General features: G+C 71.2%; 13 protein-coding genes and 2 pseudogenes. 5 read left to right on the top strand and 10 right to left on the bottom strand.

The genetic code is table 11. The features are described from left to right. Window positions 1–443 precede the first annotated feature (443 nt). The gene (locus tag ACFWVE_RS13140) at window positions 444–1,640 is read left to right on the top strand and encodes an NlpC/P60 family protein (RefSeq protein WP_384012231.1); all 1,197 of its coding nucleotides are present in this window, start codon (window positions 444–446) and stop codon (window positions 1,638–1,640) included. Between the two features lie 61 nt (window positions 1,641–1,701). Here the strand turns inward: ACFWVE_RS13140 and ACFWVE_RS13135 are convergent, their stop codons facing one another. The 6 genes and pseudogenes from ACFWVE_RS13135 to ACFWVE_RS13110 form a co-directional block, all read right to left on the bottom strand. Next, window positions 1,702–2,055 (bottom strand): hypothetical protein, encoded by a 354-nt coding sequence (locus tag ACFWVE_RS13135; RefSeq protein WP_384012229.1) that lies wholly within the window; start codon window positions 2,053–2,055, stop codon window positions 1,702–1,704. A 54-nt stretch (window positions 2,056–2,109) separates the two neighbouring features. Beyond that, window positions 2,110–2,357: pseudogene (locus tag ACFWVE_RS13130) on the bottom strand (DUF397 domain-containing protein). Beyond that, window positions 2,354–2,707 (bottom strand): Scr1 family TA system antitoxin-like transcriptional regulator, encoded by a 354-nt coding sequence (locus ACFWVE_RS13125; RefSeq protein ID WP_384012227.1) that lies wholly within the window; start codon window positions 2,705–2,707, stop codon window positions 2,354–2,356. The pseudogene ACFWVE_RS13130 and the gene ACFWVE_RS13125 overlap by 4 nt, the downstream one beginning before the upstream one ends. Further along, complete coding sequence (locus ACFWVE_RS13120; protein ID WP_384012224.1) at window positions 2,689–2,925, bottom strand: Scr1 family TA system antitoxin-like transcriptional regulator; 237 nt, start codon at window positions 2,923–2,925, stop codon at window positions 2,689–2,691. Before ACFWVE_RS13120 ends, ACFWVE_RS13125 begins: the two co-directional genes overlap by 19 nt. Before the next feature lie 107 nt (window positions 2,926–3,032). After that, a complete protein-coding gene (locus ACFWVE_RS13115) occupies window positions 3,033–3,755 on the bottom strand; it encodes a LuxR C-terminal-related transcriptional regulator (RefSeq protein WP_384012221.1) in 723 nt (240 codons plus the stop codon). After that, the gene (locus ACFWVE_RS13110) at window positions 3,752–5,044 is read right to left on the bottom strand and encodes a PspC domain-containing protein (RefSeq protein ID WP_384012218.1); all 1,293 of its coding nucleotides are present in this window, start codon (window positions 5,042–5,044) and stop codon (window positions 3,752–3,754) included. The genes ACFWVE_RS13115 and ACFWVE_RS13110 overlap by 4 nt, the downstream gene beginning before the upstream one ends. A gap of 180 nt (window positions 5,045–5,224) precedes the next feature. Here ACFWVE_RS13110 and ACFWVE_RS13105 point away from each other — a divergent pair, with 180 nt between their 5' ends. Then, window positions 5,225–6,670 carry a PspC domain-containing protein gene (locus tag ACFWVE_RS13105; protein WP_384012215.1) on the top strand — a complete coding sequence of 482 codons (1,446 nt, stop codon included), beginning with the start codon at window positions 5,225–5,227 and terminating at the stop codon, window positions 6,668–6,670. After that, window positions 6,657–6,890: a hypothetical protein gene (locus tag ACFWVE_RS13100; RefSeq protein WP_384012213.1), complete on the top strand. Its 234-nt coding sequence runs from the start codon at window positions 6,657–6,659 to the stop codon at window positions 6,888–6,890. Before ACFWVE_RS13105 ends, ACFWVE_RS13100 begins: the two co-directional genes overlap by 14 nt. Before the next feature lie 89 nt (window positions 6,891–6,979). Here the strand turns inward: ACFWVE_RS13100 and ACFWVE_RS13095 are convergent, their stop codons facing one another. The 3 genes and pseudogenes from ACFWVE_RS13095 to ACFWVE_RS13085 all read right to left on the bottom strand — a co-directional run. After that, window positions 6,980–7,510, bottom strand: a complete 531-nt coding sequence (locus ACFWVE_RS13095; protein ID WP_384012210.1) for a DoxX family membrane protein — start codon at window positions 7,508–7,510, stop codon at window positions 6,980–6,982. 144 nt (window positions 7,511–7,654) lie between these two features. Further along, window positions 7,655–8,935, bottom strand: coding sequence for a hypothetical protein (locus tag ACFWVE_RS13090; RefSeq protein ID WP_384012208.1), 1,281 nt, complete (start codon window positions 8,933–8,935; stop codon window positions 7,655–7,657). Window positions 8,936–9,180: 245 nt separating this feature from the next. Beyond that, window positions 9,181–9,585: pseudogene (locus ACFWVE_RS13085) on the bottom strand (class II aldolase/adducin family protein); the annotation flags it as partial. Window positions 9,586–9,685: 100 nt separating this feature from the next. On the opposite strand from ACFWVE_RS13085, the gene ACFWVE_RS13080 reads away from it, so the two are divergent. Then, on the top strand, window positions 9,686–10,165 hold the full coding sequence (locus ACFWVE_RS13080; protein ID WP_384012205.1) for a pyridoxamine 5'-phosphate oxidase family protein: 480 nt from the start codon (window positions 9,686–9,688) through the stop codon (window positions 10,163–10,165). A gap of 33 nt (window positions 10,166–10,198) precedes the next feature. Here ACFWVE_RS13080 and guaA read toward each other — a convergent pair whose 3' ends face one another. After that, the gene (gene guaA / locus ACFWVE_RS13075) at window positions 10,199–11,779 is read right to left on the bottom strand and encodes a glutamine-hydrolyzing GMP synthase (protein WP_384012202.1); all 1,581 of its coding nucleotides are present in this window, start codon (window positions 11,777–11,779) and stop codon (window positions 10,199–10,201) included. Window positions 11,780–12,143: 364 nt separating this feature from the next. On the opposite strand from guaA, the gene ACFWVE_RS13070 reads away from it, so the two are divergent. Then, window positions 12,144–12,485: a chorismate mutase gene (locus ACFWVE_RS13070; RefSeq protein WP_384012199.1), complete on the top strand. Its 342-nt coding sequence runs from the start codon at window positions 12,144–12,146 to the stop codon at window positions 12,483–12,485. Window positions 12,486–12,680 lie beyond the last annotated feature (195 nt).

Genomic DNA, 12,680 nt, shown 5'->3' with positions numbered 1-12,680 from the left:
GTGGCCGCCCCGGGGACATCCCCGCATTCCGGTGATCGCCGCCACCCCGCGTCCGGTGACCGGACACGCATCCACTCTCGAGGACCGTGCCCTCACCCTGGGTGACGTGACCAAGAAGGTCACGAAAATGTATCGGGCATATCACCCATCAACCTTCACACGAGGCACATGAGTTGGCTACCGTTCGGGCGGGCCGCGCGATCCCCACCGGCGAACCTCGCCGGGCGGGCGGCCTCCGCCGAGTCCGTCACTGCCGCCGCGGCAGCCGGAGCCGGGGACCCACCGGGAACCCGGGGTGAATCGGCCGCTCCCTCCCCGGAGCAGCCGTAGGGCAGTCCTTCCGGTCTACCCCGCCCGCACCCCTCCGAACCTCCCCGGGGCCGGCACAACCCGGGAGCCCCTGCCGCTCCCCGGCGGCGGAACGTTGGAAGGAGTCGCCTCCCTTGGCGTCGCACCGCAAGTCGCGCACCCCGGGTACGCGCGTGGCCGGCATACGGACCCCCGCTCTCGCCACGGCGGCCCTCACCTCCGTCGCCCTCCTCTCCCAGACGGCCGACGCCGCACCCTCGGACGACGACCGGCCGAGCCTGGAGGAGGTCGAGAAGAAGGTCGGCGACCTCTACCGCCAGGCGGAGTCGGCGACCGAGAAGTACAACGGGGCCAAGGAGAAGACCGCGAAGCAGCGCAAGCGCGTCGACACGCTCCTCGACGACGTGGCCAAGCGCACCCAGACGCTCAATGAGGCACGGGAGGAACTGGGTTCCTTCGCCGCCGCCCAGTACCGGACCGGTGCCGGCCTCCCCGACACGGCGACCTTCCTGCTCGCGGACTCCCCGCAGGACTTCTTCGACCAGGACCAGCTGCTGGACCGGATGACCGGCCGCCAGAAGGAAGCGGTCGACGACTACGTCACCCAGCAGTCCGAGACGATGGAGAAGCGCAAGGAGGCCGCCGAGAGCCTCGTGACGCTCACCGAGTCGCAGAACGCCCTGAAGACCGCCAAGGCCACCGTCCAGAAGAAGCTCGGCACCGCGCGCGAGCTGATGTCGAAGCTGACCGCCGAGGAGAAGGCGCGGCTGGCGGCGATCGAGGAGAAGAAGCAGGAAGAGGCCGCCCGCAAGGCCGCCGAACTCGCCCAGCAGCAGGCGGCGCGGCAGAAGGCCGAGGAGGAGGCGCGGCAGCAGGAGGCGGCGGCGAGCGGCTCCTCCGGCGCGTCGGGCTCCTCCGGCACGTCCGGCTCCACGACGACCACGCCGTCGGCCTCGACGGACTCCTCGTACGCGGCCAAGGCGGAGAAGGCCCTCGCCTTCGCCCGCGCGCAGATCGGCAAGCCCTATGTCTGGGGCGCCACCGGCCCCGGCTCCTACGACTGCTCGGGTCTGACCCAGGGCGCGTGGAAGGCCGCGGGTGTCTCCCTCCCCCGCACCACCTACGACCAGGTCGAGGCCGGCACCACGGTCCCGGTGTCCCAGGCCCAGCCCGGTGACCTCGTCTTCTTCTACGACGACATCACCCATGTGGGCATCTACATCGGCAACGGCATGATGATCCACGCCCCGAAGCCCGGCACCTACGTCCGCGAGGAGTCGGTCTTCTACGACGGCGAGTCGTCGATCCACAGCGTGGTCCGCCCGGCCTGACCCACGGCTGCGGTGACGCCGGCGCGGGCCGCGGTCACGCCCGGACCCGCGCCGGCGGCCGTCAGGTCCAGAGCACGGCGATGAAGATGTTCACCGTGGTCAGCAGACCGACCAGCCCGAACAGGCCCTTGTCCACCTTCTCGTCGTCCCGCTTCACGTAGACCAGGCCGAGGATCACGACCAGCAGGGCGAGCTTGACGCCGATCTTGATGTTGTCGACGGAATGGTCCTGCGCCTGGTTGAGCCCGACCAGGATCACACCGGTGACCAGCATCGTCAGCGCGCCGTGCAGCATCGCCGGAACGAACCGGGCGGTGCCCTGCCCCATCGCCTTCATCTGGGTGAGAAATCCACCGAGCAACGAGGCGATGCCGATGATGTGCAGGCCGACGAAGAGGTGGATGAGTACGTCCATGAGGCCGGAGCCTAACGAGGCCCCCGCCCTCCGCCCGACACCGCCCCCAGAAGCTCAGGCTCCGGTACGGGCGTACGCGACGAACGCGGTCCAGACACCTCCGGCGACGGCGGACCGAGGACTCCGGTCGCCGAGCTTCGAGTCCCGGACGTGGACGGTGCGGGGCAGGGGGCGACCTCGACGCAGTTACCGCCCTCGGTGCCGCTGTGGCTGGACTTGCGCCAGTCGAGGGCTGCCTCCAGGCAGTTGCCGCCCTGGCTGTCACCGTAGCTCGACTTGAACCAGGTCGAGCGTTCGCTCATCGCTCCTCTGCCACCTTTCTGATAAACGTGGCCGACTCCTCAATACTGAGGGCATGGGTGCGGATCATGGCATGCCTCTGGTTCAACGCACTCACTTTGTCCGGACCGGCATGCAGGACACTGACCTCCGGCCCTTCCACATAAGCCAACATGTCATGGTCAGGCGTTTCCAGCACCACGATGGGGCCAGCCAGGGCGACACCGTTGCAGCGGCCGATCGGAAGTACCCGCACCGACACGTTGCGGCTTCGCCCGACCTCCCGTGGACGCTCAAGTTGGGCCCTCATAACCTCCTTGCCACCAACTTCGGTCCGCAGCGCAGCCGCATGGATCACGAATCCGTGGAGCACGCCGATCCGTCGGTCAGCGCTTCCTGCCGTCGAAGCCTGGCCGCCACACGCTCGTTGATCGTCTCCTCATCCAAAGAAGGTGAGCTGGCGCCCATCAGCGCTTGGGCGTAGGCCCCGGTCTGCAGCAGCCCCAAGATGAGCAGCAGCTCATACCAAGAGACGGCGATTGCCTCGGCCTCACTCGCGTTGGTGGCAACTCCGGCGGAGGACTGGGGCACGCGGAGAAGGGAGTGCGGCATCGGCAAGGAGGTGTGGTTCGACGTGGCACTCCCGTTGGGCAGCGTTCAGCCGACGCGGCTTGCGCCTGCAGGAGGTCATCGACCAGTCACACCAGGCGCCGTGCCGTCGCCCAGCGGGTCAGTTCGTGACGGTTGGACAGCTGGAGCTTGCGCAGCACCGCCGAGACGTGGGACTCGACCGTCTTCACGGAGATGAAGAGCTGCTTGGCGATCTCCTTGTACGCGTAGCCGCGGGCGATCAGCCGCAGTACCTCGCGCTCGCGCTGGGTGAGGCGGTCGAGGTCCTCGTCGGCCGGCGGGGCGTCGGTCGACGCGAAGGCGTCGAGGACGAAGCCGGCCAGCCGGGGGGAGAAGACGGCGTCTCCCTCCTGGACCCGGAAGACCGAGTCGACCAGGTCGGTTCCGGTGATCGTCTTCGTGACGTATCCGCGGGCGCCTCCCCGGATCACGCCGATCACGTCCTCCGCCGCGTCCGAGACGGACAGCGCCAGGAAGCGGACCGGCTGCTCGGCGTCGCCCATCAACGGGGCGCAGCGGCGGAGCACTTCCACGCCACCGCCACCGGGCAGGTGCACGTCGAGGAGGACGACCTCGGGCCGGGTCGCGGTGATGACCGTGACCGCCTGGTCGACGTCCGCGGCCTCGCCGACCACTTCGACGCCGGTCTGTTCGGTCTGTCCGATCTCGGCCTGGACGCCCGTGCGGAACATGCGGTGGTCGTCGACGAGGACGACACGCACATGACGTCCGGCGCCGTCGTCCGGTCCCGCCGTTCCGTTCGTCCCGGTCGGCTCGGTCGGCTCACTCATGACGTCTTCTCCGCCCTCTCCATTTCCAGCTCGACCTCGGTGCCGCCGTCCGGCACCGCGCGCAGTCGCGCCGTGCCGCCGTTGCGTTCCATGCGGCCGATGATCGATTCTCTGACACCCATGCGGTCGGCGGGTATCGAGTCGAGGTCGAAGCCGGGGCCGCGGTCCCGGACGGACACGAAGACCGTCCTTCCCTCGACTTCGGCATAGACCTGTACGGCACCCCCCTCGCCACCGTACTTGGCCGCGTTCACCATCGCCTCGCGCGCGGCCTGCATCTGCGGGCCGATCTTCTCGTCGAGCGGGCAGTCGCCGACGACGACGACTTCGATGGGGACGCCGTGCTTGTCCTCCACCTCCGCGGCATTGCGCCGTACGGCGTCGGCCAGGGTGGTGGGCTCGTCGGCCTCGTCCTTGCCGGTGCCCTCGGGTTTGTAGAGCCAGGTGCGCAGGTCGCGCTCCTGGGCGCGGGCGAGCCGGCGCACCTCTCCCGGGCTCTCGGCGTTGCGCTGGATCAGGGTGAGGGTGTGCAGCACCGAGTCGTGGACATGAGCGGCGACCTCGGCGCGCTCCTGGGCGCGGATGCGCATCAGCCGTTCCTCGGAGAGGTCCTGGGTCATGCGCACCAGGTAGGGACCGGCGAGGAGCGTGACCCCGACGAGGACCGCGAGGGCCGCCTGGAGCACCGAGGCGAGGTGGGCACCGGAGCCCCGGAGCACGAAGATGCCCGACGCACCGGCCGTCACCAGCAGGACGCCGGCCCCGGCCCGCAGCAGGGTGACCGTGCGGCGGCGGCTGCCGACCTCGACCCACCGGGCCCGGCGCGCGTTGTCCGCCTGCCGCCACACCAGGGCGACGCCCGCGCCGACCAGTACGGTCGGCCAGAGGTAGGCCCTGGCGCCGTTGGACAGGTCCACGTTGCCGACGAAGACCATGGCCACGACGACCATGAGGAGCAGGGCGACGATCTGGCCCTTGTCCGGTCTGCGGGTGACGAGTCTGCGCCGGCCGTCCGGCGAGCTCTCGGTCGCGACCAGGGTGGGCGGCTTCTGCGCGTCCACGCCGCCGACCCCCAGCGGCACGAAGAACCAGAAGGCGGCATACAGCAGGGCGCCGAGACCGTCGGCCATGAACAGGCCGACGAAGACGAGCCGTACCCAGATCACGGGCAGCCCGAGGTGTCCGGCGAGCCCCCGCGCCACACCACCGAGCCAGCGTCCGTCACTGCTGCGGTAGAGCTTGCGCGGCGGCCGCGGCTCGGCGAGGGGCGCTGCTGCGGCTTCCGACATGCCAATGATGGTCACACGGCCCCCGGTTCCGGGGCATCAGGGTCAGCCCCGGAGACTCCCCTGATCTCCGGGCGGCCGGCCTCCCGAACGCTCCCCCGGCCACCTCTCAGGGCCGATATCAGGGTCCGGCCAGGGTCGTCCCGACTGCCGTCGCGGCGGCGCGCCCGTCACCATGGACTCATGACAGATCACCAGCACGCCGCGACGGGTCCGGGACCCGGCTCCGGCCCGCGCCCTCCCGAGGGCGCCGGGCCGCGGGAGGGCGCGCCTGCCGCGGGCACGGCAGGCGGTACGGCGGCCGGGGGGACCGCCTCCGCCGGAGCTTCGCACCCTCCCGGCGAGGCACCCCTGCCCGAGCCGCCGCACCGTTTCCGGCGTGACCGCCGGCACCAGATGCTCGGCGGGGTGTGCTCCGGGCTGGGCCGGCAGTGCGACATGGACCCGGTGATCTTCCGCATCACGCTGGCGGTGCTCTCCGCCACCGGCGGTGTCGGCCTCATCTTCTACGGCTTCGCCTGGCTCCTCGTCCCGTACGAGGGCGAGGAGGAGAACGAGATCCGCAGACTGCTGACCGGCAGGGTCGACGGCCAGACACTGGCGGCCATACTTTTCGCGCTCGTCGGCTGCGGCGTCTTCCTCAGCATGCTGAACAACGGCGGGGTGCTGAGCTTCGCCGTGATGCTCTCCCTGCTGCTCGCCGGTGCCGGGTACTGGTCGCGGCAGCGCGGTACCCCCAGCCCCGATCCGCTCGCCGCCCAGGCCGCGGCCGATGCCCCGCCGGAGCCCCAGGCACCGCCGGTTCCCGCCGCCTTCTCCTCGTGGTGGCGCGACCCCATCGTGAAGGACGGCACGCACATCGGCGGCACGGGCTACCTGTGGGGGCCCCGGGACTCCCGGGACCTGGACATCGCCTCCGCGATCGACGTCAGACTCACCCCCCACTCCTCCGCTCGCGACGGCGCGCCCACCCCTCACCGGCCGGCGAAGCCACGCGGCCCCCGCTGGATCGGCGGCTGGATCTTCCTGCTCGCCCTGCTCGCGGCCGGCCTGGGCACGGGCCTGACCTGGGAGGAGGAGCCGCTCGGCACCAGCCTGCAGACCGGCCTGGCCTGCGCGCTCGCCGTCTTCGGGATCGGCCTGACGGTCAGTGCCTTCCTGGGCCGCACCGGGGCGGGGTCGATCGTCCTGGCGGTCATCACCGCGGGACTGCTCGCCGCCTCGTCGGCCGTACCCAAGGACATCGGCACCGAGTGGATGCGCACCACCTGGGAGCCCGCCTCGGCCGCCCGGATACGCCCGGTCTACGACCTGGGCACGGGAACCGGCACCTTGGACCTGTCCAAGGCACGGATACCCGAGGGAGAGACCGTGTCGACGCGGGCGAACATCGGCGTGGGCCGCGTCCACGTGATCGTGCCCGAGGGCGTGACCGTGCGGCTCAGCATCGACGTGGGAGTGGGTGACATCCAACTGCCCGGCGACCAGCAGAAGGACGTGGACGTGGCACCGGGCAAGCACAAGGAACTGACCCTGCGGCCTCCCGCGGGCGTCAAGAGGACGGGGACGCTCGACCTGGACGTCCACGTCGGTGCGGGACAGGCGGAGGTGAGCCGTGCTACGTCATGAGTTCCAGCCCGGCAGGCTGATCGCCGGCCTCTTCCTGACCCTCGCCGCCGTGCTCTACGCAGGCGACGCGCGCGGCGCGTGGGAGACACCGTGGTTCGTCGTGGTTCCCGTCGTCACGGGCGGCCTGTGCCTGGCCGGGGCAGTGGCCGCCGTGACGGCGCTGATACGCCGGCACAGACGCTCCGGCACTCGGGAGACCCCCGCGAAGTCACCGGCCTGACGAGGCGACTCGGCGCGAGGCGACTCGGGAGGCGGGACGGGCGGGCCCGCCCGGGCGAGGGCGGATCCGCCTCTGTCAGGAGCGAGGTCCTACCGGTAGTCCCCCACCCGCTGTCGCCGTCGCGACCGGAGTACGGCGTCCACGGAGAGGAGGGGAGCACCTGCCAGCAGCAGCGGAGTCCAGGCCACGAGGTAGGGGAGATCGTTGCCGTAGTAGTAGGGCTCGGCGGCCCAGCTCACGGTCAGCCAGAGGCTGAGGGAGATCAGCGCACCACCGAGGGCGGCCAGCCGGGTGAGCAGGCCGAGCAGGGTCCCGATCCCGACGGCCAACTCGCCGAGGGCGATGGCGTATCCGAAGGCGACGGGACTCTCCAGGGACATGTCGACCAGCGCGGGAATGGCCGAGGAGTCGCGGACGGCCCGCATCATGTCGCCGATCGACCCGGCCCCGGCGTCCTTCATGAACGCGCTGTCGGTGAGTTTGTCGATGCCCGCATAGATGAAGGTGACGCCCAGGAAGATCCGCAGAGGAAGGAGGGCGTACCGCGTGGCGGTGTCCCGCCAGCCTCTGTCAGCATCGACTGGAGGGCCGTACGTATCCGCCCGCATACCGTGAGTCATCGCCGTCTGTCGCCTCTCGCCGCCGTACCGAGACCCCCCTCAACAGAGCATACGTACGACAATTAACACCGGATCAATCCCGGGCCGCCCGGATTTTTTCGGACGTTCGCCGGAGAGCGACGGAGGGGGACTTGAGGGCCCGGCCTAGTCCGTCACGTCGATCGCGTACCGGTTCGTCTCCACCCCGGCTGCCGTGACGACCTGCACCTCGACCCGCCCCGGTTCCACGTCCGCCGGGACCGGAACCGTCAGCAGGGCGTCCGTCGGATTGTCGAAGCCGCCCGCCACCGGCACCAGCGGTACATGGACGTGCACGGTGCCCACCCGGACGACCATCCGGGCCAGCCGGTCGGCTCCCTGCGCGCCCAGCGGCACGAAGCCGGCCCCGCGGATCTCGATGTCGTCGCCGGTCCGGATCGGCGCGTCCAGGTCACCGGCCTCCCGTGCCCGTACCACCGACAGGATCACCGGCCGGCCGCCCTCCGCGTACTTCCCGGCGAGATAGGTCGCCGCCGACACCAGTACGACCACGGCGAGTCCCCAGGGCAGATCCGGCAGTTGGTCCGGCCGGCGCGCCAGCCGCACCGCCGCGAACGCCAGCGCGACGGCGCTGATCACGACGTACTGGATGTCGGCGAAGGCACCCCGGCCCGCGTCGTCGGTCAGCAGGTCGGCCACCCGGGGCCGGTCCGCGCGCACCTTCTGCAGCCGCTGCCCCTGTACGCGCAGCCCGACCACCCGCCGCACCACCACGCCGATCCCGCACACCACGGCGAGGACGGTCACCACGCCCGCGCCGCGGGCGAGTTCCAGTCCCGCGATCAGTGCGTCACGTTCCTCGTGATCGGAGGCGACGGCCAGTTGGCCGGCCAGGACCAGGACCGCGTACGCCAGGAAGAGCACCCAGACGGCCGCCACCGCACGGGACGTGGAGAGGCGGTTGTCCTCCCCGATGACCGGGGCCAGCACCCCGCCGCGCGCCCGGTGGAACCACGAGGCCGCGGTCAGCGCACCGGCGACCACCAGCGCGGCCAGCAGCCCGGCCGTGCGGGCGGCGCTCCACCCCGGGCCGATCGCCGTGAGTGCCTGGCCCAGGAGCAGCAGGACGACCGCCGACCACACCACCACCGCCGTCCGGCGCCACAGGCGGACCAGCCGGGCCGCGCCCTCGGCCCGGCCGCGCTGGGCGACGAGGTCGGCGGCCTGTGCCAGTTCCTCCGAGACCCACTGGCGGGAGGCGGACGCCGAGTGGGCCACCGCCGCGGGCAGCCCGTGGCCGGCCGCGAACTCCTCGCGTTTCAGCAGGAACGCGGCGACCGCGCGCCGATGCCCCTCACGCGCTCCGTGCGGACAGTCCCCACAGGCGCAGCCGCCCTCGTGGGCGCCCGCGTCCGCGCCGCCCCGTCTCGCCTCCTGCACCGCCACGTCCGAAGCCCGCCTTCCCCGCATCCACGTTCACGATCACGTTCCCGGCCGCCTGCACCGGTGCAGGCAACTCCCCTGCAACGAAAGCGAATTGTGCCCTACGTCCGGCCCTCCTCGCCCAGCAGGTCCGGTCCGTGGGAGTGAAGTCCGAGGCGTCGCGTTGACCCGGCCACAGCAATTCCCCCGCCCGGCACGTCAGGTCAGGTCAGGTCAGGCCAGGTCAGGTCAGGTCAGGTCAGGTCAGGTCAGGTCAGCAAATCGGGCTTGCTTCGGCCGATGTCCTGCCACATCGGCCGATGGCTGATCCACGCCACCAGATCCCCGCCCAACTGCTCCCGCGTCGCCACCGCCTGCCGGTGGTCGATCAGGACGGGCCGGCCCGCCGTCTTCGCACTGAGCTGCACCCGGCAGGAGCGTTCCGATGGACACGAACCACCAGGCCGTCGCGTCCACCGAGTCTCCCACGGTGAGCAGCCCGTGGTTGCGCAGTACCAACGCGCCTTGCGGGAGCCGAGCGCGGCCGCGACGCGCCGGCCCTCGGCCGCGTCGACGGTGACACCGCTGTAGGTGTTGCAGAGGGCGTGGTCCTCGTAGAACGCGCAGCTCTCCTGGCTGATCGGGTCGAGCAGGTCACCGAGGGCGGCGAGCGCGGTGGCCGCCCTCCGGAGGAGCCTCGTCCGGGGGACCCCGTCCGACGGACGCGGCGGACAACCGACACAAGGCGTCCGGTATTCGCGCCACACTCGGCCCATGAACACGAACTGGGAGGCCTTCGCCACCGCCGAACCCGCCCTCGCGAAGACGGTGGAGGAGCGCTTCGCCACGCACACCCACCACGTCCTCGCCACCCTGCGCAGGGACGGGTCGCCGCGCACCACCGGCCTGGAGGTGCGTTTCCTGAACGGCGAGCTGTGGCTCGGCATGATGCCGGACTCGCTCAAGGCGCTCGATCTGCGCCGCGACCCGCGCTTCGCACTGCAGGCGAACCCCGGCTCGGGCACGGGCATGGGCGGCGGGGACGTCCGGATCAGCGGCCGGGCGATCGAGGTCGAGGACAAGGACGGGGAAGCCCGGCGCGGATACACCGAAGAGGTGGAACCGCCGGAGCCGTTCCACCTCTTCCGCACCGAGTTGACGGAGGTCGTACGGACCTGTGTGGAGGACGAGACGTATCTCGTCCTCCAGGTCTGGAAGCCCGGTGAGCCGGTGCGCACGCTCAAGCGGACCTGAAAGGACCTGGCGGGGACCATTCCCCACCAGGCATCATTCCCACTCGATGGTCCCCGGCGGCTTGGAGGTCACGTCGAGGGCGACGCGGTTGACGTCCCGTACCTCGTTGGTGATGCGGGTCGAGATCTTCGCGAGGACGTCGTACGGCAGCCGCGACCAGTCGGCGGTCATGGCGTCCTCGGAGGACACCGGACGCAGGACGATCGGGTGGCCGTAGGTCCGGCCGTCGCCCTGGACCCCGACGCTGCGGACGTCCGCGAGCAGGACCACCGGGCACTGCCAGATGTCCCGGTCGAGGCCGGCCTCGGTGAGCTCCTCGCGGGCGATGGCGTCGGCCTCGCGCAGCAGGTCGAGCCGCTCCTTGGTCACCTCGCCGACGATACGGATGCCGAGCCCGGGGCCGGGGAACGGCTGGCGGTGGACGATCTCCTCGGGCAGGCCGAGCTCCTGGCCGACCCGGCGGACCTCGTCCTTGAACAGCTGGCGCAGCGGTTCGATCAGCTGGAACTCGAGGTCCTCGGGGAGCCCGCCGACGTTGTGGTGCGACTTGATGTTGGCGGTGCCGGTACCGCCGCCGGACTCGACGACGTCCGGGTAGAGGGTGCCCTGGACCAGGAACTCCACGGCCGGGCCCGCGTCCGCGATGATCTCGGCCTGGGCCTGCTCGAAGACCCGGATGAACTCGCGGCCGATGATCTTCCGCTTCTCCTCGGGGTCCGAGACGCCCTTGAGCGCGGCCAGGAACCGCTCCGACGCGTCGACGACCTTCAGCTGGACGCCGGTCGCGGCCACGAAGTCCTTCTCGACCTGCTCGGTCTCGCCCTTGCGCATCAGGCCGTGGTCGACGTACACGCAGGTCAGCTGGGAACCGATGGCCTTCTGGACGAGGGCAGCGGCGACGGCGGAGTCCACCCCGCCGGACAGGCCGCAGATGGCGCGCCGGTCGCCGACCTGCTCGCGGATGGCGGCGACCTGCTCCTCGATGACGTTGCCGGTGGTCCAGTCCGGGCTCAGGCCGGCACCCCGGTACAGGAAGTGCTCCAGCACCTGCTGCCCGTGGGTGGAGTGCATGACCTCGGGGTGGTACTGGACGCCGTAGAGCTTCTTGGTGTCGTTCTCGAAGGCGGCGACCGGGACGACGTCCGTGGACGCCGTGACGGAGAAGCCCTCGGGGGCGGCGGAGCAGGCGTCGCCGTGCGACATCCACACCGCCTGCTCCTCCGGGGTGCCCTCGAAGAGGGTGGAGGCCGCCTTGGAGACGTGCAGGCCGGTACGGCCGTACTCCCGGGAGCCGGTGTTGTCCACCTGGCCGCCGAGGGTCTGGGCCATGAGCTGGAAGCCGTAGCACATGCCGAAGACCGGGACGCCGGCCTCGAAGAGCGCGCGGTCGACGGTGGGGGCGCCCTCCTCGTACACGGACGAGGGGCCGCCGGAGAGGATGATCGCCGCCGGGTTCTTGGCGAGGATCTCCGCGACCGGCATGGTGCTCGGCACGATCTCGCTGTAGACCCGGGCCTCGCGGACGCGACGGGCGATGAGCTGGGCGTACTGCGCGCCGAAATCGACGACCAGGACGGTGTCGGGCGCGTGGGCAGCGGAAGTCGCTGATGACACGAGGTGCCTTCCGGCGGTGGGGCGGGATCTGGTGTCTCCCGATTCTACCGGGAGGCACGCGCCCGCCCTCCCCCTCACTCCCGGAGCACGTGCCGACACCGCGCGACAGCACCGCGCGGTGGGGCCCGTCTCAGCATGCGACCCGTGTTGGACGGCCGGGGGCCGCGCGGCATACTGGGCCCATGCTCACGCACCCGACCTTCCTCTTTACCTATGGCAACCGGCCCGCCGGCTGCCATGGTCGTGCTGCTTGAGCCACTGACAAGCAACTTTCCAGGCGCCCCGGGCCGACAAGGTCCGGGGCGCCTGGCGTTTTCGGACCATGTACCCGGGCACTCCGCACCGTCCGACGAGGAGCCCCGACATGACGACGACCACCACGACCACCACGGCCACCACGGCCACGACGGTCACCGCCACCGAAGCCGCGAGTACCGAGAAGACCGGCGCCCGCACCGCCGGGGCCGCCGGTGTGATCACCGGTGCGCGTGAGCGGATCGACGCGCTCGACGATCGGATCATCGGCCTGGTGCAGGAACGGATGGCCGTCTCGGCCGTCATCCAGCAGGAACGGATCACCTCCGGCGGCCGGCGGGTGAACCTCTCCCGTGAGATGGAGATCCTCGGCCACTACAGGGACGCCCTGGGCAAGCCCGGCACCACGCTCGCGATGACCCTGCTGGAGCTGTGCCGCGGCAGGATCTGAACCCACCGAGCGCCGGAGCCGGCGCCGCCCTGACGTCGGTGCTCACGCGCGGGGAGGGGGCCCCGCGCCCCCGCCCCGCGGGACCCCCTCCCCTGCGGCCGGGCACCCCCGCGGGCGGGGGGGTGAGGTGGGGGGGGCGGCCCCCCAATCCACCGCTGGCCCCACCCCGTCCAGGCGTGGGGGGTAGGGCTCCCC

Origin of the sequence: Streptomyces sp. NPDC058632 (genome assembly GCF_042717095.1) — a bacterium.
Lineage (GTDB): Bacteria > Actinomycetota > Actinomycetes > Streptomycetales > Streptomycetaceae > Streptomyces.
This window is presented reverse-complemented; position numbering and strand designations above follow the sequence as displayed.